A 22,788-nucleotide genomic window follows, 5' to 3' on the forward strand; every position below is an offset into this window, starting at 1 on the left:
CCTCACCAGTTGAGGTTCATAAAATGCACGTTATTGGTTCGTGACGATGTGACAGCCAGTCCCGACTTAAGATCATTCAGGATGGTAAAGCCTTCCAGTTCATCCGCTTTATCCAGATCGATTTCCCGGATAACTTCCTGCTTTCCAGAAGCAATGGATTTTTTCAGATCCACGAACGTAAAACGCCAGCGCCGTCCTTCGATCTGATTCTGAATCAGCACGAGTACATCCTTCGACGGAATCCAGTGGAGATTTTGCACCCAGGGCGAGCAGGTAAATTTTTTCACCACTACGCCTGGCTCGCTGGTTTTCTGGGCTTTCGCTAACAGAACGGGATCATACAGTCTGACTTCGTTGGCTTTATCGCCATAATCGGCCGTAGCAACGTACCACTTATTCTGGTACTGAACGTATTCGGGCCGGGTGCCCTGAATACAGGCATCATCGTCAATGGTGCTGAGCAGATTGCCATCAAGCGTGCCGGTTCGCAGTAAGCCCGCCCAGTTAACGAGATAAATAACCGCGCGCCATTTTGTGCCCTCCGGATTCATTCGGATACTATTTCCAATAAACGTAGGGCCGGTTTTGTTGTAGGCAATACCCGTGGGATGATTAATAACATCTTTCCCATCAACGGTCAGCCTGATTTCCTGTCCGGTATACTTCAGTACGTCCTTGTTGACGGTATAAGCACGGATCACACCGACTTCACGGTCACCATAGAGATAGGCTTTACCAGCCTGGTAACTCACTCCCTGACAGGCCCCCAGCGAATCAATAGTTGTGGATGCAGAGAGGGTAACGGTAACATCAAACCCAGAAAAGGGTAGAATGCCAAGAATACAAACAACAACGAAAAGTAGCGTCTTCATGAGCATCAGTTCATACCCAATCAAACACGCACCAACCACCACCAATCAATTGACTTTCAGAATAATACGTATTAAATTTCAAAATAGGCTTCATAGGTCATTTTCAAAACACAAAAGAAGCCCGCAAACATTACCAGAGTTTTATTCTACCGTTGTCTAGCTGTTATTAATCGGTTAATCTTTTTGAAGAAAAGTTAACACAACGTACTTGATTCGGTGGCTGGTCCAACGCCATTACGTAATAATACCATTTACGGTTAAACCCGATTATCGGGGTTACGAACGGTCGATCCTCTTACAATAAGCTGGGTGCCCAGCACAACCGTACGCGGTGGCTTATTTTCTTCTTTATCCAGTAATTGCTCCATTAATAAATTGGCGGCTTCCTGCCCGATTTCGCTGACAGGTTGCCCGATGGTAGTCAACCCTGGCTCGATATGCGCCGAAATAGGATCGTTACTAAAACCCACAATAGCAATATCGTCGGGAATACGTAGCCCTCTGGCTTTGATCACGTCGAGTGCTTCAATGGCGGTTGGATCATTGATCGCAAACAGCGCATCGGGCGGCTGGGGCAGATTAAGCAAATGATTGACGTAAATATTAGCCTTCTCCAGCGTCAGGTCGTACGAAATCACCAGCTCCGGTTCTTCAGGAATACCATACTGACGTAGCGCATCGCGATACCCATTGAGTCGACTGCGGCTGTTTGGCAAACTATCTGGACCCGCCAGGTGCGCAATACGTCGGCGGCCTGTCTGAATCAGATGTTCAACCGCTTTGAAGGCCCCGTCATAATCATCGACCGTCACTTTCGATACGTTCATATCCTCGCAGACACGGTTGAAAAACACGACCGGAACACCTTTCCGCTGAAAAACCCGGAAATGATCGAAGTTGCGCGTTTCCTTGGTGTGCGACACAATAAGCCCATCTACCCGACTGGCCAGCAACGCCTTCGCATTATTCACTTCCGTTTCGTACGACTCATTGGAATGACAGATCACGACGTTATAGCCCGCTTCGGCCAGTACTTCCTGCGCCCCGATAATCACTTTCGGAAAGAAAAAGCTGATAAACTCAGGGACCATAATACCAACCGTTCGGGTCTGGTTAGTCAGGAGTGAAATAGCCAGCTGATTCCGCTGATAATCCAGTTGTTCGGCCAGCTCCAGCACCCGCTGACGCGTTTTTTCATTTACGTTCGGATGCCCGGTCAACGCCCGCGACACCGTCGACTTTGAAATATCCAGCTGTTTGGCAATATCGATAATGGTTGTCAGATGTCGGCTCATAAAATTGTACTTTTCCTAAACAACTACGTAACACTCCGTTAATATTACAAATAAGGCGCTCCTTTTTGGGAACATTCCCAATTTAAATTGGGAATGTTCCCAAAAAAATAATCAAAGTTTTCCTTGACAAAAGGCACTTATAGCATCAACTTCAATAAAAAGTCGAAGATTTCATAGAAAAAAGTGGATTTACAGGCATTTCTACCGATAAATACACCTTCTGTGAAATTCATAGTACCTACCAACAAAAATATAATTATTCCTATATCTAACCTCATGAAAAAACGAATACGTTTATTTCTGTGTCTGGTATTGATCGCCCTTACAGCAACAGCGAGGGTTATGGCACAGGGTCGTACGGTGAGTGGGCGCGTCGTAGGCGCAGACGGCAATGCGCTTCCGGGCGTGAGTGTTATTCTAAAGAACACGCAACGTGGTACAACCACCAATGCAGAGGGTCGTTATTCACTCCCGAACCTACCAGCGGATGCTACGTTGACCTTCTCGTTTATCGGCTACGTATCGCAGGACGTAGCGATTGGTAACCGCACCACATTAGACGTAACGCTTCAATCGGACGATCGCTCGCTGAACGAAGTGGTTGTGGTTGGTTACGGTACGCAGCGCAAGGTGGAAACCACGGGTGCTATCGCTTCGGTTAAATCAACGGAACTCGTGCAAACACCCGTTGCCAACGTAGCACAGGGTCTACAGGCTCGGGTGTCGGGCGTACAGGTAAGCCAGAACACAGGAGCGCCCGGTGGTAACATCAGCGTCCGGATTCGGGGAACAAACTCCATCAACGGCAACTCCGAACCGCTCTACGTAGTGGATGGTATCCAGATTTCTAACAGCGGAGGTATCAATGATGTCAGCCCGTTATCGACCATCAACCCCAACGATATTGAATCGGTTGAAATCCTGAAAGATGCATCAGCTTCAGCTATTTACGGTTCTCGCGCGGCCAACGGCGTTGTGCTGATTACGACCAAGCGCGGTAAAACCGGGGCTACCCGCGTTACGTTAGACAGCTATTATGGTGTGCAGAACGTCAACAAAAAGCTGGATGTATTGAACGCAGCCGAGTTTGCGCAGGTCGAAAACGAAACGTTCAAAAACAACTACTACGCCAATCCATCATCGCTTGGTGAAGGCACTGACTGGCAGAGCATTATTTTCCGGCAAGCACCGATTCAGAGCCATCAGCTATCCATCAACGGCGGTTCGGAGAAAACGCAGATGGCCCTCTCAGCCAACTATTTCAATCAGGACGGGATTATTATCAACTCCAACTTCAAGCGCTATTCGTTCCGCCTGAATGTCGATCACCGCCTTAGCGACCGGGTGAAAGTAGGTACCAGTATCTTAGGGACTTATGCTATTAATTCGGGGGTCACAACGGGTAACCAGTCGATTGGCGACGCAGGCGTAGTAACTGGAACAGTACTGGGAGCGGCCATTGGTGCACCGCCTACCCTGAAACCTTACCGGGAAGATGGCACCATTTTTCCCTTCGGTGAACAGGCTAATGGCCAGTATCGCGAAGTGATCAACCCACTGAACTATACGGAGATTCTGAACCAAACCGCCATTCGCCGGACGCTGGCCAACGTTTATGCCGATTTCAACATCCTGAAAGGTCTAACGTACCGGGCATCGTTCAACATCGACATGCAAAGCGCACTCCGCGATACGTATTCACCCCGTTCTATCGTAAACAAATCGGATCTGAACGATAACTCGGGCAATGCGTCGAAAACCAATACCAATAACCTGGCGCTATTGCACGAAAGTATTCTGACCTACAGTACTACGTTTGCGAAAGATCATTCCCTGAAGTTTACGGGTGTATTTGCGACGCAATCGGAAAACTACAACCAGAACCAGATCAACGCGACGGGCTTCCCGAACGATGCGACGAAGAACGATGCACTCCAGTTAGCCTTGAACCGCACTGTTAGCTCCGACCGGAATAAACAACGACTCGATTCGTACCTGGGACGTATCAACTATGGTTTCAAGGACCGCTATTTTCTTGATCTGACCGCCCGTATCGATGGGTCGAGCCGCTTTGGGGCTAACCACAAATATGGCTTATTCCCTGCGGTATCGGCTGGCTGGCGGATCATCGAAGAACCGTTTATGAAATCGGTTAGCTGGGTTTCTGATCTGAAATTACGGGCCAGCTACGGGATCACCGGAAATGCGGCTGGTATTGCTCCTTATCAATCACTGGCTACAGTATCGGCCAATGGTAGTGATTACAACATCAACCATGTTTACGTAACGGGCATTAACCCATCGGGTATTGCCAACCCTGACCTTCGGTGGGAGCGTTCGGCTCAGACCAACATCGGTTTAGATCTGGGCATCTTAAACAACCGAATCAGCTTTATCGTCGATGTCTACAAAAAGACCACCCGAGATCTTCTCTACATAAAAACGCTGCCATTAAGCTCGGGCTACAGCACCATTACGGGTAACTTTGCCGCACTCGAAAACAAAGGGCTCGAACTGGCCGCCAACGCACGCATTCTGGACGGTGCGCTGAAATGGAACGTATCGGCCAACGCTACGTTCAACCGCAACAAAGTACTGGATCTGGATGGCGGCACTACGCAGGAGCGTTTTGTGACAACCTATTCGGTTTTACAGGTCGGCAGTCCGCTTGGCTTATTCAAAACCTATGTCTTCGACGGTGTTAACCAAACGGGCGAAACCGTTTTGCCGGGTTATGGCGGTACAGTCGGAAGCCAGAAAGTGAAAGACCTTAATGGCGATGGCACCATTACGGCTGCCGACCAGATCATTACGGGCAACCCTAACCCGAACTTCATTTATGGTTTCTCGACTAATCTGTCGTTCAAACGATTCGATTTCAATGCGTTTCTGTCGGGGTCGCAGGGCAACGACATTTACAACGCCAGCCGCCTGTCGTTTACGATGCCACTGGGACAGCGTAACATGCTCCAGGGCGTCGTCAATCGGTGGACGCCAACCAACCCAAACAACGAATACCCAGCTCCGGCGCAGGGCGGACGGATGCCTATCAGCAACTACGTAGTGGAAGACGGTTCGTACCTGCGTTGTAAGAACATTACGCTGGGTTATACGCTGCCACGTATCAAAGGTATCCAGAACATTCGGGTGTACGTAAGCGCCAATAACCTGTTCACGATTACGAACTACAGTGGTTTCGACCCCGAAGTAAACACCTATGCGGGTTCAAATACGCAGATTGGTATCGACAACCTGGTTTATCCACAAGCCAAATCATTCCTGGGCGGCTTGCAGATCACATTATAATGATTGAATGATAGAGTGATTGACTGATAGAATAGCTTACGCGCACCTTCGATTCTTCATTCAATCATTCTATCAGTCAATCACTCTATCATTGAGCAACATGAAAAAGATACTCATTCCTATACTCGCAGCCTTCTGTCTGGCAAGCTGCACACTGGACGAAACCATTTACTCGTCTATTTATACCGAAGCATTCTACAAAACGGCTGCTGATGCCGAAAAAGGGCTGATCGCGGCCTACGACCCACTCGCCGATATGTGTGGCGGTCCTGCCCTGACACTCGTGGGTGATTTCAGCGATGATCAAACCTATCCGCGTGGTGTGGTAGGCCGAAACACGCTAACCCTGTTTTCCTACGATGTCAACTACACCGTTCAGAAAAGCAACGGACGTACCAACGAATCGCCCCAGCAGATCTGGCAATCGGGCTACGACGGCATCGAGAAGGCTAACTGGATTATTGCCAAAGTTCCAGCCGCCAACATGGATGAAACACGCAAGAAACAAATCCTTGGCGAAGCGTATTTCCTCCGTGCCTTTTACCTCTTTACGCTGACCAAAAACTTCGGTGATGTCCCCATCAAAACAACGCCAAGCTATTCTGAAGCTGATGCAGTAGTTGGAAAAAGCCCCAAAGCCGACGTTTACAAGCAGATTTACGCTGACCTGGATCAGGCGTTTGCAGCGGGTTTACCATCCTACCCGTCGGTCGATAAAGGTCGCCCATCCAAAGAAGTAGTCAATGCACTCTACGCCAAAGCGGCTTTGTATAATGAAGACTGGGCCAAAGCGCTGGAAAAAGCACAATCCGTTCTTTCGTCGGGCAAGTATTCGCTGATGCCCGATGTACGTAACGTGTACAAATACGATCAGGAAGATGCAGCCCGGATCGAAAACATGTGGGCCTTCGAATCGGACCCCATCTCACCCGGTCGCGGTCACCAATTGGTCGGCTTATGCGGCCCTCCTGGTAGCGCTGGTGTTGATTATGCCCGTACGTCGTTTGGATCGATGTTCGCTTATATGTCGTTCTTCAACTCATTCAACCCGGCCGATAAACGTCGGCAGTTACTCGACACTACGTATGTTGACCGTAGTGGCAAAACCGTCGCTCAGCGCAATATTACGCCTATTACAACGGACGGTGTACTGATCAAAAAATACCAGGACCCCAATTCTACGCAGGGCAATATTGCCAACATCCCCATTCTGCGGCTGCCTGATACGTATCTGATTGCTGCCGAAGCCGAAGCACGCTTAAACGGAGCTACACCAGCGGCCTATGGCTACATCAACACGGTACGGAAACGGGCTGGTTTGCCTGACCTGCAAACGGGATTAGGCAAGGATGCTTTCATTGATGCCGTTATTCAGGAACGCGCCTGGGAATTCTTTGCGGAAGGCGATCGCTGGTACGACCTGACGCGTACTGGTAAATACCTGACCGTAATTCCAAAAGCCGTCAACAGCGTGTATCCATCGCGCCCGGTTACGGCCAAAAACAAGTATTTCCCAATTCCGCAGGATGAGCTGAACGCAAACCTGAAACTGCAACAGAATCCAGACTGGAAATAAGGAGCGTTTCAATAGCACGCAGATCCTTATGATTGATTAAGATCATAAAACATCATAAGAATCTGCGTGCTATTGGCAATAGACAGGTTAGACATGAAACGGAGTGAGTGGTTCTTGATTGGGTTGATGCTGGCTGTTTTTTTCGGTCGATCGTATGCCTCGGCAATTGATCCCGAAAAAATACGGGAGTTTCATATCCGCGAAAACGACACAGCTTCCTACACCCTCAAACTGGTGCTGGATGATGATGGGCATCCTGTTTATTTCTTCCGAAACGTCTTTACGCCCGTGTGTCTGACGGGCGAGTGCAAACCGGTTTATATCAATTTTTACTGGGATTTGCTGGGCAATTACACGCGATACGATCTGCCGCCGAACCAGATCCTGACTAAAATGGATCATGAAGCGTTCAAACCCGAGGACTACGATAAACTCCGCGACATTCTGGCCAACTCGAATTCATTGCTAAAAGACGTAGCGATGGATGATCTGGTTGGGAAAGGCACCGAAAACCTGGCCGATTCTGTTGATGCTAAAGCGGGTGCTACGTTGAAAACCGTTAAAAATGAAGTCATCGACGGAGCCGTCTACACCTGTTACACACTCTGGCATCTGGCGCACGGAAACGTAGTAAATGAGATCCGCCGAATTACGGAGACGTATCAGAACGACCAGTTACTCCATAGTTTTTTAACCAGCACCAATCACCATTATCAGTACTGGGCGATGGAACGTACCATGACACCAGATGGCGATGTCTACCCTGGTTTTACGTCCGACATTCAGAAAATCGTTCAGGGTAAAAACCTGTTCACGGCTCGCTTCGCGCTACAAAAACTGTCGAATCAGTTCTTTCAGACCGACGCCCGGCAAACATGGCTGTGGGATACGTATCAGCAAGCCAGCTACCCATTTCAGATCGCCATTTTAAAAAAGCTGACCACCATACCCGTTCGGCCGAAGCTAGCCGAAGCAATCGTGCAGCAACTGCCCAAAGCGAATCAGGAGCAATCGACGATGCTAACAAAGCTACTGGCTCAACAACCTCAATTACCCGAAAAAGCACAGATTCAGCTGGCTCGCCAGATCCATAGCCCAGGCTCAGAGCAGGCCACGGCCATTTATCAGTTACTCAAAAAGCTAAAACCGACAAATCAGGAAGTTCTGGCGCAGCTGAAGACCTTTGAGCGAACAATAAGCCCAATAGCAAAGTGAAGAAAAATCGCCAAAAATAGTTCATGTGATTTTGTCATCCCGACGGCAGGAGGGATCTTCTGTAATAGGCAACATTGAGATCCCTCCTGCCGTCGGGATGACAACATAGAAACACTAACTTACTTATGAAAACACTAGTTAACGTACTGGTTTGCCTGCTGCTGAGTCTGCCCCTGGCAGCGCAGGACCACGTTTTTGTCGAAACAGAATCCTTCGAAAACAAAGGCGGCTGGGTAATTGATCAACAATCGTTTGTGGTTCAGGGCTCATCCTACATCATGGCGCACGGCATGGGACGTCCCGTAAAAGATGCCACAACCACCGTTCGTTTTCCGAAAAAAGGGAAATACCAGCTTTGGGTACGTACTAAAGACTGGGCTCCGTTTCCGAAAGGACCGGGCAAGTTTCAGGTAAAGCTCGACAATCAGTCGCTACCGATGGTTTTTGGCGAGAGTGGCTCCGACGACTGGAAATGGTATAACGGGGGCGAAGTTAACGTAACGAATGAGAAGGCTATTCTCGCGCTTCACGATCTGACGGGCTTCAATGGCCGTTGCGACGCCATTCTATTCACGAACGCACCCAAATTTACGCCACCCAACAAGCTGGACGATCTGAATGCGTTTCGGAATAAACTGCTAAACCTGACGGGCAAAACCACCGACGCAGGCAACTTCGATTTAGTCGTTGTAGGCGGTGGCATTGCCGGTACGTGTGCTGCCCTGTCGGCCGCCCGTATGGGACTGAAAGTAGCCTTGATTCAGGATCGACCACTGCTGGGTGGCAATAACAGTTCGGAAATTCGGGTGCACCTGATGGGCGATACCGACAAAAACCACTATCCGAAACTTGGCCGTATTGTTCGCGAAATGGACAACGGCGACCCCGGCAACGGAAACCCTGACTCGAAAGAATACGGCGATGCTCGTAAGATTGCTATTGTTAAAGCTGAACGTAACATTACCCTGTTCCTGAACACCCATGTATACAAAGCCGAAAAGGCAAACGATAAAATCGTTGCGGTAATTGGCCGCGATATTGCCACCAATCAGGAAACGCGCTTTGCAGGAACCTACTTCTCCGACTGCACCGGCGACGGTACGTTAGCGCATCTGGTGGGCGCCGAATACCGATTCGGGCGCGAAAGCAAAGCCGAAACGGGGGAATCGCTGGCCGCTGAAAAAGCCGATCAGTTCACGCTGGGCACCTCAAATCTGTGGGCATCGCTGGAGCGCGATACGGTGTCGTCATTTCCCGAAACACCCTGGGCGCTGCCATTTACGGACGAATATCACATCGATCAGCCCAAAGCCGATTGGGAATGGGAAACAGGGTTTGGTAACTACAATACCATCACCGATGCCGAAAAAATCCGCGATCATAACCTGCGGGCCATTTTTGGCAACTGGTCGTATCTGAAAAACAACAAGAAAGAAAAATACGGCAAACGCGAACTGGCCTGGGTAGCTTACATCGGTGGCAAACGGGAATCGCGCCGGATCCTTGGCGATCATATTCTGAACCAGATGGACATTCAGGAAGGTAAGCAATACCCAGACGGCACCGTTACGGCCACCTGGACAATCGACTTGCACTTCCCTGATCCGAAAAACAGCAAATATTTTGAGGGGCAGGAGTTTTTTGCCGGCACTAAACACATCAAAGTAGCTCCCTACACCATTCCGTACCGTTGTCTGTATTCGAAGAATATTTCTAACCTGTTCATGGCCGGACGTAACATCAGTACCACCCACGTAGCGTTCGGTAGCACCCGCGTTATGCGCACATGCGGTATGATGGGCGAGGTAGTTGGCTTTGCATCGTATGTGGCAAAAAAATACAACACAACACCACGTAGCGTTTATCAGGATCACCTATCAGAATTTATGGCGATCATTAAAGATGAACCCGCTACCACAGCAAGCAAACCGTAGGGGGACCACCCCCAACCCCCTCCTAAAACAGGAGGGGGCTTTAAAAAGCCCTGGGTCTAGAGCCCCCTCCTATTTTAGGAGGGGCCGGGCCGACGTTCGGTTGGGGGTGGTAATCTTATGTTTCAGCCTAACTTTTCCTGAAACACCCTTAATCAGTCTGGAAGGGGAAACGCAGGGCACTACGTACCACATTAAATACCAGGATAACCGACAACGAAATGTTAAACAGAGCATTGATTCGCTGCTGACCGAGATCGATAAGTGCCTGTCGATTTACCGGGCCGACTCCGAATTATCGCAGTTTAACCGAGGAATGAACCATCGGTTTCAACGGCCTTATTTCTACCCGGTTCTAAAAAAATCGGATGAAGTTTTTCGGGCTACCGACGGCGCTTTCGACCCGACGGTTTTGCCACTGGTTGACGCCTATGGATTTGGCCCGAAAAAACCAGTAGCAACCGACGTAGTGAACGTAGACTCGCTATTACAGTTCGTTGGTTTACAAAACATTACGTTTGATTCAACAACAGTTCAAAAAAAGAAAAAGAACGTACAACTGGATTTTAACGGAATTGCGCAGGGCTACTCCGTAGATGTGCTGGCGAAATTTCTGGAAGCAAAAGGAATAACGAATTACATGGTGGAAATAGGTGGTGAAATCCGAACAAAAGGACAAAAAGGCAACGGCCAATTCTGGACGGTAGGCATTACCAACCCGCTTCACCCAGACCAGTTGTACGTAACGCTAAAGCTAGTAGATCAGGCCATGCCAGGCCGGGCCACGCCAGGCCGGGCCATGACTACCGCCGGAAATTATCGAAATCACTACGTATCGGACGGGCAGGTGTTTAGCCACATCATCAATTCGAAAACGGGTATGATGGAGCAAAGTGAGTTATTGAGCGTAACCGTGTTGGCCGCCGATGCGATAACCGCCGATGCCTACGATACAGCCTTTATGGTGATGGGTCTGGAAAAGACGAAACGCTTTTTAAAAAACCGGCCCGATCTGGATGCATTTCTGATGTATACCGATACGAACGGCCAATTGCAGACATACGCAACCGAAGGGCTTAAGCATTTACAACCAACTGGCTCCAGGCGCTAATTCCCCTGAGCAACTGTACCGATTCAATCACTTATAGATTATGAAGTACCCAAAAGGACTTTTTATTTTACTGACCATCCTTACGTTACCGGCCTGGGCCCAATCGCCCAAACAGCTATCGCTGACGAATGATCGGGTCAAAATTGACTGGCAATCTTCAGCAAAAGGATGGTCAATTCGGCAGGTGTCTGTACGCAAAGGCAATGCCTGGATTACGTTGCCAGCGCCATCGGGCGAAAACACCCTGATTTATGCCGCCGACAAACCTTCCGATAAGCCCGACACTACGTTCAAAGACATCACGGGCGCTATCTTTCCGAGCGAAAAATACCATTATCAGCAAGCCCAATGGGCGGAAAGCATCAACCCTGTTTCGCTCAACAAAGCTGGGCAGGCATTTTACTTTTTCCCAAACGTAGGCCAGCAGTCTGGGAAGAACAGTATTACGTTTGAACAGCAAACCGACGTAGCAACCGTACGTAGCGAGTGGTCATTCGACCCAGCATTCCCGTCTGATATTGTTGTTAAGCAGACCATTACGCCTAAAAAAGATGGCTTCTTTTCGCTGGCAACGCCCACTCTATCCAGTCTGACCGAACAGAATCTGGCCTGGGCTACCGTACCGGGTTATTTTCAGGGCAACAAATTCCAGAAAAATTTCGCCCTGGCTTATGCGTATGGGCATGGCATCCCGACACTGCCAGCCATCTATCGCGAACGGTGCGCCAGTACGCTTAGCCCCATGATGACTAGCAAAAGCGGTATTACGCTGGCCGTTATTCCTGAGCCTGGGCTAGCCCGCGATCCGTGGGCAAACGACAAAATCACGCAGGTTGACTGGCACATCGGGCTATCGCACATGAACCGCAAAGCGCAGCTTTCGCCAACGATCTATTATCCGGTACTGGGCGAAGCTAAATCGTCGCTAAAAGCAGGCGAAACCGTAAGCTATACATTCCGGTACAGCCTGACGGATGGCGACTGGTTTAAAGCCCTGAATCATGCGGTATATGACATCTATAAGTTCAAAGAAACGCTGGCACTACGTCAGAGCAAACAATCCCTGACCGACCGGATTCAGAAAATGCACCACTACCTCACCGATCCCAAAACGTCGATGTGGAACATTGAAGAGTTCGAGGGGAAGAAAATTGGGGCACAATCCTACCTGGGTGGCGTAGTAGGTTCTGACAAAGACGCGATGAAGAATGCGGATTATGGCGCCATGTGGATGTTGGCCAAAGCAACCAAAGACCCGCTCCTAACGCAGAACGTATTGCCTTATGCCTTGAACTTCAAGCTGGTTCAGCAGGAAACGAAAGACAACTTTTTCAAGGGAGCCGTTGAGGGTCAGTATTATCTGGCCAAATCCAAAAAGTTCGTGGAAGAGTGGGGTGAAGTGGTTGAGCCCATTGCGCTGACGTACTATACCATGCTCGACATTGGCAACATGCTCTTGTTCGATCCAGCCAACGCCGAATTGAAAGAACGCTTACGTTTCGGAGCCGACCGGCTGCTGAGCTGGCAGAAACCGAATGGTCAATGGGCCGTTGCTTACGATCGGCATACCGAGAAAGAGATCTTCAAGGATATTGAGGATGTTCGCCCAACCTTCTACGGAATGATCGTAGCGTATCGGCTCCTGAAAGACCCTAAATACCTGGCAGCCGCCCGGAAAGGGGCCGACTGGTTCCTCAAAAACGCCATCGAAACGGGGAGTTTCCTAGGCGTTTGTGGCGATGCCCGCTACGCTCCCGATTTTGCAACAGGCCAGTCGGCTCAGGCGCTACTTGATTTGTATGATCTGACGAACGATGCCCGCTACAAAGAGGCCGCTATCATAGCCGCCAAAATCTACACAACCTCAATCTATACGCATCCGATAGCCAATCACACCGTCAAAACGGTAAATGGTGTTCAACGGAAAGACTGGGAAATCAGCCAGACGGGATTGAGCTTTGAGCACGGCGGTATTTTCGGATCGGCCACGCGCCACGGCCCTATTCAGCTCTGCAGCCACGCCGGTATGTTCATCCGGTTATACGGCCTGACCAAAGAACCCATTTTTGCCGATATGGCACGGGCCGGAGCGATTGGGCGCGACGCTTTTGTCGATCCTAAAACGAGCGTAGCATCGTACTACTGGAATGCGATGAACCGGGGAGCTGGGCCTTATCCGCACCATGCCTGGTGGCAGGTTGGCTGGCTAACCGATTATTTACTGGCCGAAGCGGAGCTACGTTCCAACGGGCGCGTTACGTTCCCGCGCGGTTTCGTTACCCCTAAAGTTGGTCCGCACCAGACCTATGGTTTTGAACCGGGTACCGTTAATGGCGAAAAAGCCAATCTGGTTATTGACGAGAAGCTGGTTCAACTCAATAATCCTTCCATTGATCACATACTGGCCCGTTCAGTTCAGGGCGATAAGCTATTCGTGATTTTGCTGAATAACCGTGCCCAGCCAAGCGATTTCCAGCTGGCAATCAGAAATGGAAAAGCAACGTCAAAGCAATTGCCTGCTTTCGGTATGGAAGTCATTACAGTGGACGCGAAAGGATTGTAAGCGAAGCGAGACTAAACGCATTTAACCCAAAACGGAACAACCTTGAATACAACCATCGATACCGCCGTCATTGTCATCTTCTCCGCCTTTGTGCTGGGGATTGGGCTATTATTTGCCCGGACAGGACGCAATCTGAAGTCTTTCTTCGCGGGTGGCGAAGCTGTGCCCTGGTTTATTGGCGGCCTGTCGCTGTTTATGAGCTTTTTTTCGGCTGGTACGTTTGTGGCCTGGGGAAGCATCGCCTATAAATACGGCTGGGTCGCCATTACGATTCAGTGGACCATGTGTATTGGTGCCTTGGTAACGGGTCTGTATCTGGCCCCTCGCTGGAAAGCCACCGGTGCGCTCACCGCTGCTGAATTCATCCGCGAACGACTCGGATTAACCGTCCAGAAAGCCTATATCTTTATTTTTACGCTGGTCAGCGTTTTCATCAAAGGGTCGGTGTTGTATCCGGTAGCCAAACTGGTCAGTTCGTCGCTGAATTTACCGCTTATCCCGACGACTATTGGCCTGGGTATTTTTATGATTGCCTACACCGCCGTTGGTGGCTTGTGGGCCGTTATGGTCACTGATATACTCCAGTTTGTGGTCTTGTCGGCGGCAGTGTTCATTCTGCTTCCGCTTTCGCTGGATAAAGTCGGCGGTTTCGAGGGCTTTACAAAGGCCGTTCCCGACGATTTTTTCAATATGCTGAATGGCGAATACACGTTTGGCTTTGTCTTAGCTTTTGTGTTCTATCACATCGCCTACATCGGGGGCAACTGGACGTTTGTGCAGCGCTATACCAGTGTTGATAGTCCAAAATCAGCCCGAAAAGTGGCCTTTCTATTTGCCGGACTTTACCTAATCAGCCCGGTCATATGGATGATGCCACCGATGATTTACCGCGCCATCGACCCATCGCTAACGGGTTTGGATACCGAAAATGCCTACCTAAAAATATGCCAGTTAGTATTACCTCCCGGTCTGCTCGGCCTGATGTTGACGGGGATGTATTTCTCTACGTCGGCCAGTGCCAACACCGCCCTCAACGTAGTGTCGGCTGTATTTACAAACGACATTTACAAAGGGCTGATGAATCCCAAAGCATCAGACCGGCAATTGATTCGCGTGGCGCGGGGCTCGTCGTGGTTTTTTGGCCTTGGTATGATCATTATCGCGCTGCTGGTTCCCAAAGCGGGCGGCATTGTTGAAGTGGTATTAAGTATTTCATCGATAACGGGCGGACCACTGTTGGCCCCTCCGCTCTGGGCTTTATTTTCCAAACGCCTGACTAGCCGCGCTACGCTCTGGATAACGAGTATTGGCCTGGCGGTGAATCTGTTCTTTAAAGTGCTCTCTCCCATCCTGTTTGATTTTAAACTCTCACGAGGACCAGAAACCGTAATAGGCGTTGGACTCACGTTGGCGTTACTCCTGGCCTATGAACTCTACGCCCGTTCGAAAGGGCTGGTGGCCGACGAGCATTATCAGTATCAGAAAGCCCGACAACAAAAACGCGACAATGTAGCCGAAGCCACTTCCGACGAAGAGAAAGAAGCCATTGCGCAGCAAAATCAATTTGGTCTACGCGTGATTGCCGGTTCGCTGGTGTTTACCGCCGTTATGCTATTTGGCCTGGGCATACTGGCCGATATTGGCGGACGCATTACGTCGATTATCGGTATTGTGGTTCTGCTGGCAGCCCTGATTCCCTGGCGGGCGAGTCAACGTAGCAAACCGACACATTCAGCCTTGAATCAGGCGGAGAAATTCATCAATTCGGATAACTGATACTTGAGGAAAATCAATGGAGCGAAGAATGGAAAAATGGCGGTCTTCCGAGACTAAATGTAAGGCATTAGCTGCCAGAGCACAATCGACATATTTGTTATCGTCAGCATCACTCTCAATTAAACCCCACTCAAAATAAATCGATTGCAGTATGCAGTTTTCAAGGGATAACAAGAGCTTTATGACGTTGTCGGCAATAGATGGAGATGTTTTCTCCGCCAGTTTCTCATGGTATTCAAAGAGAATATCATTGCTGACAACAAGCTCGAAACGCCCAGCACGTAGCGCATCGAAAATAGGTCGATATGACGACGACACGGGTAAAGAAATCAGTAATACATTTATATCAAGAACAACACGCATAATCAGGCCTTTGATGAACGAAGGTGCTCCTGTTTCCAGCTCTCGATGGTTTGCTCATTCCAGCTTTTCTCCTGCCATAATTGATTCATTTCCCGGTCAATTTTTTGGGCAAAATAATCAGCCAGCAATTGCCGAATTTCCAAAATCTGATCGTCAGACACATTATATGCATAGAGCTTCAGTAACTCTTGCTGCAGATTGCTCAATGAAGAAAGACCTTGTGCTGCCATTCCGTAAATCGTTTTTTACAAATTTACTCAAAATTACTTGTCTTCTTTTGGGCATAGCCATTCCATCACTGGCCCAAAAAACTACCCTCGATGGTACGTGGTCTTTTCGAACCGACCCTACTAACGTAGGCGAGCAACAAGGCTGGTTCCGGCCCGAAACGAATACGGCAAGCTGGGATTCGCTACCAGTGCCGGGAAACTGGGACTTACGGAATGAATACGCGCACTACGTGGGTAAAGGTTGGTATCGGCGCACCTTCACGACGCCAACACGTAGCAACAATAACGTAGCCAGATTACTATTCGAAGCCGTTTACCACGATTGCGCGGTATGGCTCAACGGTCAGAAGCTAGGCGAAAACCATAGCGGCTTTCTGCCGTTTGAGTTCGACGTAACGAAGCGGCTCAATGCCAATGGCCTAAATACAGTAGTCGTTTGTGCCGATAACTCGCTCACGCGCGGAGCCATCTGGAACTGGGGCGGCATCCGCCGTCCGGTTTCGCTGGTGGTGTCAAACCCCGTTCGGATCGTTCGGCAGCACATTACGCCCTCGGTCGACTTAAGCAAAAAATCAGCGTCGGTATCGGTTCGGGTTTTCCTACAAAATCACGACAATCAAGCTGCCGAAACAGCAGGAACAGTAGAGCTCACAGCGTCTAATGGATTTAGGCGGTCGTTGCCGTTCAAGGTAAGTCTTCCCGCTAGCAGTATGGCTTCTGTCGTTGTGCAGACAACCGTAACGCCAAAAGAAACGCATCTATGGCATTTCGATGATCCATTTCTATATACATCGAACGTAACACTCGCCAACACGGGCGAAAAGCAGTCGAACCGCTTTGGTCTTCGTAAAATAGAGATTGACAACAAAGCCTATACGCTGAAACTTAACGGTGAAATCATTCGGCCGATGGGTTTCAATCTGGTACCAGATGACCGTACTACGGGGAATACGTTACCAACCTGGCGTATCAAAGAAGACATCGATCTTCTGAAAAACCTGGGCTGTACCATGACGCGCCTATCGCACCTCTGCCTGCCCGAAGAGGTAATGGACTACCTCGATGAGCGCGGCATACTGATCATTTCGGAAATTCCGCTCTGGGGTTTCGACCGATTTGCCGATCCGGCCAGTGCTACGTCGAAAGATTGGCTTACGCGGTTGATTACCAATCAGTATAACCACCCCAGTGTTATTGGCTGGAGTGTAGGGAATGAAATCGGGTATTTCCCCAAGGTGCTCCCCTACGTGGAAAAAGCCATTGCCTACGCCCGCACCCTCGATAGTACCCGATTTGTGTCATCCGTGAGCCATACCGGGCAATTTAATCCAGACATTGTTGATCTGGGCGATATTGGTTTAGTGAATCGCTACGGCCAGAACTTAGGGCCAACTACGCGCCAGCAACACGAAAAACATCCGAATCACACACTTTTCTATACGGAATACGGCATCACACAGTTAGACGAAAACCTGGATGGTAAACTAAACGCCCGGCTGCTGGTCGATTCGATACGTAACATTCCGTATTTGATTGGTGCATCCTTATGGACATTCAATGATTACCGGAGCCGATTCAACGGCACAAAAGAAGGCTCTGGCAATCGGCCCTGGGGCGTGGTCGATGTATATCGGCGCAAAAAGCAAGCGTATTTCGCAATACGTAACGAATACAACCCGCTACGTTCGCTGACGCTCAATGCCAGCGCTACATCGGCAAACGTAACGCTTACCCCTCGTGGCGTTCTTGATCTACCGGCCTATCCTTTACATGGCTACCGGCTCGTCTGGAAACGTACCGATGCCGCTGGAAAGATCGGGCAGGGCGGTTTGATCAGCCTTCCCGACATTCGGCCGGGCGACGCGCCTAAAACGTATGCCCTGAACTGGCAACCCGACAATGCGTTTGCAATGACGGTTGAACTTATTACCCCCACCGGTGATGTGCAGGCCGATACGACATTGTTTTTACAAAAGCCGCTGCCCCCTAAAATAACGTATACCAACGGTGGCCGTTCGTACTTCAACGGCACGAATGGGGGCGGTTTGATTCGTATTCACTTCCAGAAAGACCCGACGGCAACGGCCTACAAGGCTCGCTTTGGCGAAACGGGATTAACTCAGGAAACCCCGACAACCATTAACGATTTTATTGACATCCCGAAGCTACCATTTGGCAAAACGTACCAGGTCGCGCTGATTGGCATAAACGGTGCAGGCGAAACTCAGTCAGCGGCTATTCAGCGGATAAAAGTCGATTCGTTGCCCTATGCGCCACCGGTTATCCAGCACGTAGAACCAGCCGATGGTGGCTTTTTTATTGGCTACGCCAGTCCCGAAACGGATTACATCTATCGGGTTCAGGTAACCTCAACGTCTGGCGATTACACCAATGTGCGTACCGTAGAGACGACCAATCCCGGTGCGTTATTCGTATCCCAGCTAACCAACGGCCAGCCCTATTTCTTCCGATTCCAGCGCGTTACCGATAGCTGGACCGATTCGGACTGGTCGGAAGAACGTAGCGTTACACCCGATGGTGGACAAAAACCAGCTGCTCCGGTCTTGCAGGGAATCATCCGGGACGGCAACGAGGCTGTTATCTGCTTCGAATCGGTTCCAAAAGCAACAGGCTACGTACTGGACTATCAGCCTGAGGGATCGACTACGTGGCTACGGCAATCCATTTCAGCGGCTCAGACAGGTCGGTTTATTCTTACCGGACTAGACCCTAAAAAGACCTATCAGTACCGACTGGCTACCATTAATCCAACCGGGCAATCGACATACTCTACAAGCTTAACAGGAAAACCTAATGATAAAGTCCAACGCAAGCGATAAACGAACGTTAAAAACCATCCGATATGACGCCGATCTGATTGTAGTTGGCGGAGGCTTATCGGGTGTATGTAGTGCCATCACAGCGGCTCGCGCGGGTACTCGCGTCGTGCTGGTGCAGGATCGGCCCGTACTGGGTGGCAATGCATCGAGTGAAGTACGACTTTGGGTACTGGGCGCTACGTCGCACATGGGCAACAACAACCGATGGGCACGCGAAGGCGGGGTTATTGACGAATTACTGGTTGAAAACTGGTACCGAAACCCCGAGGGCAATCCCCTTATATTCGATACGATTCTGCTCGAAAAAGTGGTATCCGAATCCAATATCACCTTGTTGCTGAACACGGCGGTGTTTGAGGTACAAATGTCTCCCACCCCTAAATCCCCTTCAGGGGATTTAGGGGCTACTGGTCATATCCAATCGGTGCAAGCTTTCTGTAGTCAGAACAGCACGATGTATGAACTCGTAGCACCGATATTTTGCGATGCGTCGGGCGATGGGATTGTTGGTTTTCAGGCCGGGGCGGCTTTCCGGATGGGCGCCGAATCGAAAGAGGAGTTTGGCGAAAAATTTGCACCCTCCGCCGAATACGGTGAGCTGCTGGGCCACTCTATGTATTTCTACACAAAAGACACGGGTCGACCGGTACGTTTCGTTCCTCCCTCCTACGCGCTTGACGATATTACAACGATTCCACGCTACCGCCGTTTCAACGCCAAGGAATACGGCTGCCAGTTATGGTGGATCGAATATGGCGGGCGCCTGGATACCGTTCACGATACGGAACAGATCAAGTGGGAACTCTGGAAAGTGGTCTATGGCGTCTGGAATCACATCAAAAATTCAGGCCAGTTTCCCGAAGCCGAAACCATGACCCTCGAATGGGTTGGTACTATTCCCGGTAAGCGTGAAAGCCGCCGGTTTGAGGGCGATTACATGCTGACTCAGCAGGACGTAGTCGAACAGCGTGAACACGCCGATGCCGTTGCGTTTGGTGGCTGGAGTATTGATCTGCATCCGGCCGATGGCGTTTTCAGCGAAAAGCCGGGCTGTAATCAATGGCACAGCAAAGGCACGTACCATATTCCCTATCGTTGCCTGTATTCGCGCAACATCAGTAATTTATTTCTGGCCGGACGGATTATTTCGGCAACACACGTAGCGTTTGGCTCATCGCGCGTGATGGGCACAAGTGCACACGTGGGTCAGGCGGCAGGTATGGCTGCCGCTATCTGCGCCCGCGAAGGTCTGCTGCCGCGCGATTTGGCCGACGGGCAAGAGCTTGCGTCTTTACAAAGGGAACTGTTGAAAACTGGACACCATATTCCCGGACTGCAATTGCACGACCCCAGTAATCTGGTGCCAAACGCTACGTTGCTGCCATCGAGCGAGTTCGTTCTGACTCATTTACCGCCTAATGGCCCGTTGCAACCCCTGACCGACTCAGCCGCGCAGATGTTGCCCCTGCCGACAGGTCCTGTTCCACAGATGACGGTTTTCGTTACGTCGGATGCCGACACGACGCTGACGGTTGAGCTTCGCCGGAGCAGTAAGGTAAAGAATCACACGCCCGATGTTACGCTGCAAACCCTGACATTACCGATTCAAAAAGGGAAACAGGAAGTACGTCTGCCTTTCGACGTAGTGCTCGATGGGCCGCAATACGTGTTCGTCATGTTTATCAAGAACGAGCATATTCAGCTTCAATACAGCCAGTTGCGCGTTACGGGTGTACTGTCGGTTTTCAACAAAACCAATCCGGCCGTATCGAACTACGGCAAACAGGAGCCTACGGATGACATTGGCGTTGATACGTTCGAATTCTGGTGCCCCGAACGACGCCCGAAAGGACACAATATTGCCATGACCATTGATGGCGGTATTGCCCTGTTTGGAGCCAGCAATCTAACCAATGGTGTACAACGGCCCACCAGCCAGCCCAATGCGTGGGTGGCCGACGTAACCGATTCAAGTCCGACGCTCTCGCTACGTTGGTCGGAGCAACAACGGATCAGCCGTGTCGAATTGTTTTTCGATACTGATTTCGACCATCCGCTCGAAACGGTCATTATGCTGAATCCCGAAACGGCTTCGCCCTTTTGTGTGCAGGACTACGTCCTCTGCAACGACCGACAGGAACGCATTCACGAAACGATTGATAACCACCAGGCACGCAACATCATTTCGTTTGAAAAGCCGGTAGAAACCAGCCAACTCACCATTCATCTGAAACCCAAACCGGGTCAGGCTCCGGCGGCCTTGCTGGAGGTACGGTGCTATGCGTAAGCATTACGTTACTACGTAGCAATCGGGCGGCTATCTTTTGTGGATAGTCGCCCAGGTTGTTTTATAAGGCTTTCATTCACAAAATGTGACACCTCAACGTATTTACGCGCTGAAAATGCGGAGCGAATAGATAGCTTTATCGAGTAGAATTATGCGTCAAACCAACGTCACTACGTATGAGATCACTATCCACCCTCGTCTGTCTCCTTTTCTTGTCAATACCACTGCTGGCCCAGCCCACCAATGCAAAAGGGTGGTACGATTCGAAAGACATTGAAAACGTAGAGATGGGCTGGATGAGCGTTATGCAATTCAAGGAAGCCGCAAAGCCGTTTTCCAAAAATGGTTGGACATATCCAGTAACACAAATCGACTTTATCCGAACTATGGTAAGCTGGTGGCAGGAATCCTACCTACCCAAAGGGCTACTGGGCGAAATGAGACTGAGTGTGTTAGCTCCTGACCCAGCGCTGCCCATCTCGAACAGCTCATATGATTTTAATGAAGCCGAAAAAAGTAATCGGTTAGCGTTACCAAATACGTATGGGGCTTATGCCCGGCTCCATAAATGTGTTGTCAAAACTGCAACCCATAAATTCTGGCCTATGTACGGTAATTTATGCAACGACAACTGGAATATTATGGCCAACAACGTGGAGCTGATCAGCAGGCAGATGGTTTACCTGTCGTCGCCCGACGAATACTACTGCGTGCAGCCTCGCTATACGTTGGGCATGAAAGGGGCTTACGATAAAGAGTGGATTCCGAAGTATGCTAATTTCGGAAATTTCACTGATAGCCCCAATCTTAAAAAATACGATCATTATTATGTGCCGGGTAAACAGTTGGGGAATGACGGTGGCTTTTATGTGGTAATTATGACCAAAGATGGTAAGCCGCTCCCCTTCGAGCAGGTAACTATAGGCGAATTCTTAAACCGGCTTGAAAAGCGTTTGCCCATGATGTACGCGATTCAAAAAAACAGCGTGAAGCTCGAAAATCTGCTCGGGAAGGCACAAAATGGCTTACGGATTTTAAAAAACCAGTTTAAGAACCAGCTTGGCGACTATGTTTATCTGAAGGACATCAACAACAATATCGACTGCTTCACGCTTTCATCCATTGAGGAGAATAAACCGGTTTACTGGCTGAAAACCCAGGCCACAACGCAAACGTCGACGGGATGGACTGACACCAACTTCCCGCTACTCCGGCTCAAAAAAGGAGTGAAAGAAGCCTGCGCGACCACCGGACCACAGTGGATTATTTTCCGACTGGATGCCAGCCTGGAACATACCTATGGCGGAGAAGCGGACCTGATGGAAAACTTCGTCAGTCGGTTCAATTATGATTACGTTTACAATTATTTTTTCGGTAAAGACAACGTAGTAGCCCCTTACAAGGCCACCGAAAGATGACAAAA

At 49.8% G+C, this 22,788-nt stretch carries 14 protein-coding genes; 10 read left to right on the top strand and 4 right to left on the bottom strand.

Annotated elements, in window-relative coordinates; translation table 11 throughout:
* Window positions 1-2: 2 nt before the first annotated feature.
* Together GK108_RS19680 and GK108_RS19685 are read right to left on the bottom strand one after the other, a co-directional pair.
* Complete coding sequence (locus GK108_RS19680) at window positions 3-872, bottom strand: hypothetical protein (RefSeq protein WP_163952233.1); 870 nt, start codon at window positions 870-872, stop codon at window positions 3-5.
* Window positions 873-1,129: 257 nt separating this feature from the next.
* Complete coding sequence (locus GK108_RS19685) at window positions 1,130-2,167, bottom strand: LacI family DNA-binding transcriptional regulator (protein ID WP_163952235.1); 1,038 nt, start codon at window positions 2,165-2,167, stop codon at window positions 1,130-1,132.
* A 276-nt stretch (window positions 2,168-2,443) separates the two neighbouring features.
* Here GK108_RS19685 and GK108_RS19690 point away from each other — a divergent pair, with 276 nt between their 5' ends.
* The 7 genes from GK108_RS19690 (at window position 2,444) to GK108_RS19720 (ending at window position 15,645) form a co-directional block, all read left to right on the top strand.
* Window positions 2,444-5,473, top strand: a complete 3,030-nt coding sequence (locus GK108_RS19690) for a SusC/RagA family TonB-linked outer membrane protein (RefSeq protein ID WP_163952238.1) — start codon at window positions 2,444-2,446, stop codon at window positions 5,471-5,473.
* Between the two features lie 100 nt (window positions 5,474-5,573).
* Window positions 5,574-7,049 carry a RagB/SusD family nutrient uptake outer membrane protein gene (locus tag GK108_RS19695; protein WP_163952240.1) on the top strand — a complete coding sequence of 492 codons (1,476 nt, stop codon included), beginning with the start codon at window positions 5,574-5,576 and terminating at the stop codon, window positions 7,047-7,049.
* Between the two features lie 93 nt (window positions 7,050-7,142).
* The gene (locus tag GK108_RS19700; RefSeq protein WP_212592845.1) at window positions 7,143-8,264 is read left to right on the top strand and encodes a hypothetical protein; all 1,122 of its coding nucleotides are present in this window, start codon (window positions 7,143-7,145) and stop codon (window positions 8,262-8,264) included.
* A gap of 125 nt (window positions 8,265-8,389) precedes the next feature.
* Complete coding sequence (locus GK108_RS19705; RefSeq protein WP_163952242.1) at window positions 8,390-10,198, top strand: FAD-dependent oxidoreductase; 1,809 nt, start codon at window positions 8,390-8,392, stop codon at window positions 10,196-10,198.
* Between the two features lie 106 nt (window positions 10,199-10,304).
* On the top strand, window positions 10,305-11,306 hold the full coding sequence (locus GK108_RS19710; protein WP_317166551.1) for an FAD:protein FMN transferase: 1,002 nt from the start codon (window positions 10,305-10,307) through the stop codon (window positions 11,304-11,306).
* A 40-nt stretch (window positions 11,307-11,346) separates the two neighbouring features.
* Entirely contained in the window at window positions 11,347-13,869 is a 2,523-nt protein-coding gene (locus GK108_RS19715; protein ID WP_163952246.1) for a glycerophosphoryl diester phosphodiesterase, read from the top strand.
* Window positions 13,870-13,911: 42 nt separating this feature from the next.
* Window positions 13,912-15,645: a sodium:solute symporter family protein gene (locus tag GK108_RS19720; protein ID WP_163952248.1), complete on the top strand. Its 1,734-nt coding sequence runs from the start codon at window positions 13,912-13,914 to the stop codon at window positions 15,643-15,645.
* On the opposite strand, the gene GK108_RS19725 is transcribed toward GK108_RS19720, so the two are convergent.
* On the bottom strand, window positions 15,601-16,008 hold the full coding sequence (locus GK108_RS19725) for a PIN domain-containing protein (RefSeq protein WP_163952251.1): 408 nt from the start codon (window positions 16,006-16,008) through the stop codon (window positions 15,601-15,603). The genes GK108_RS19720 and GK108_RS19725 overlap by 45 nt on opposite strands.
* Before the next feature lie 2 nt (window positions 16,009-16,010).
* Complete coding sequence (locus GK108_RS19730) at window positions 16,011-16,238, bottom strand: hypothetical protein (RefSeq protein WP_163952253.1); 228 nt, start codon at window positions 16,236-16,238, stop codon at window positions 16,011-16,013.
* 47 nt (window positions 16,239-16,285) lie between these two features.
* Between GK108_RS19730 and GK108_RS19735 the strand changes: the two genes are divergently transcribed.
* The 3 genes from GK108_RS19735 (at window position 16,286) to GK108_RS19745 (ending at window position 22,783) form a co-directional block, all read left to right on the top strand.
* Window positions 16,286-19,078, top strand: a complete 2,793-nt coding sequence (locus GK108_RS19735) for a sugar-binding domain-containing protein (protein WP_163952255.1) — start codon at window positions 16,286-16,288, stop codon at window positions 19,076-19,078.
* Window positions 19,053-21,365: an FAD-dependent oxidoreductase gene (locus tag GK108_RS19740; protein ID WP_163952257.1), complete on the top strand. Its 2,313-nt coding sequence runs from the start codon at window positions 19,053-19,055 to the stop codon at window positions 21,363-21,365. Before GK108_RS19735 ends, GK108_RS19740 begins: the two co-directional genes overlap by 26 nt.
* Before the next feature lie 176 nt (window positions 21,366-21,541).
* Window positions 21,542-22,783 (top strand): hypothetical protein, encoded by a 1,242-nt coding sequence (locus GK108_RS19745; RefSeq protein ID WP_163952259.1) that lies wholly within the window; start codon window positions 21,542-21,544, stop codon window positions 22,781-22,783.
* Window positions 22,784-22,788 lie beyond the last annotated feature (5 nt).

Source organism: Spirosoma terrae (genome assembly GCF_010435915.1).
Lineage (GTDB): Bacteria > Bacteroidota > Bacteroidia > Cytophagales > Spirosomataceae > Spirosoma > Spirosoma terrae.

Bases quoted from the DNA above. Each gene is read 5' to 3' on its own strand.
- GK108_RS19680 (WP_163952233.1), bottom strand. From the start codon at position 872: ATGAAGACGCTACTTTTCGTTGTTGTTTGTATTCTTGGCATTCTACCC.
- GK108_RS19685 (WP_163952235.1), bottom strand. From the start codon at position 2,167: ATGAGCCGACATCTGACAACCATTATCGATATTGCCAAACAGCTGGAT.
- GK108_RS19690 (WP_163952238.1), top strand. From the start codon at position 2,444: ATGAAAAAACGAATACGTTTATTTCTGTGTCTGGTATTGATCGCCCTT.
- GK108_RS19695 (WP_163952240.1), top strand. From the start codon at position 5,574: ATGAAAAAGATACTCATTCCTATACTCGCAGCCTTCTGTCTGGCAAGC.
- GK108_RS19700 (WP_212592845.1), top strand. From the start codon at position 7,143: ATGAAACGGAGTGAGTGGTTCTTGATTGGGTTGATGCTGGCTGTTTTT.
- GK108_RS19705 (WP_163952242.1), top strand. From the start codon at position 8,390: ATGAAAACACTAGTTAACGTACTGGTTTGCCTGCTGCTGAGTCTGCCC.
- GK108_RS19715 (WP_163952246.1), top strand. From the start codon at position 11,347: ATGAAGTACCCAAAAGGACTTTTTATTTTACTGACCATCCTTACGTTA.
- GK108_RS19725 (WP_163952251.1), bottom strand. From the start codon at position 16,008: ATGCGTGTTGTTCTTGATATAAATGTATTACTGATTTCTTTACCCGTG.
- GK108_RS19730 (WP_163952253.1), bottom strand. From the start codon at position 16,238: ATGGCAGCACAAGGTCTTTCTTCATTGAGCAATCTGCAGCAAGAGTTA.
- GK108_RS19740 (WP_163952257.1), top strand. From the start codon at position 19,053: ATGATAAAGTCCAACGCAAGCGATAAACGAACGTTAAAAACCATCCGA.
- GK108_RS19745 (WP_163952259.1), top strand. From the start codon at position 21,542: ATGAGATCACTATCCACCCTCGTCTGTCTCCTTTTCTTGTCAATACCA.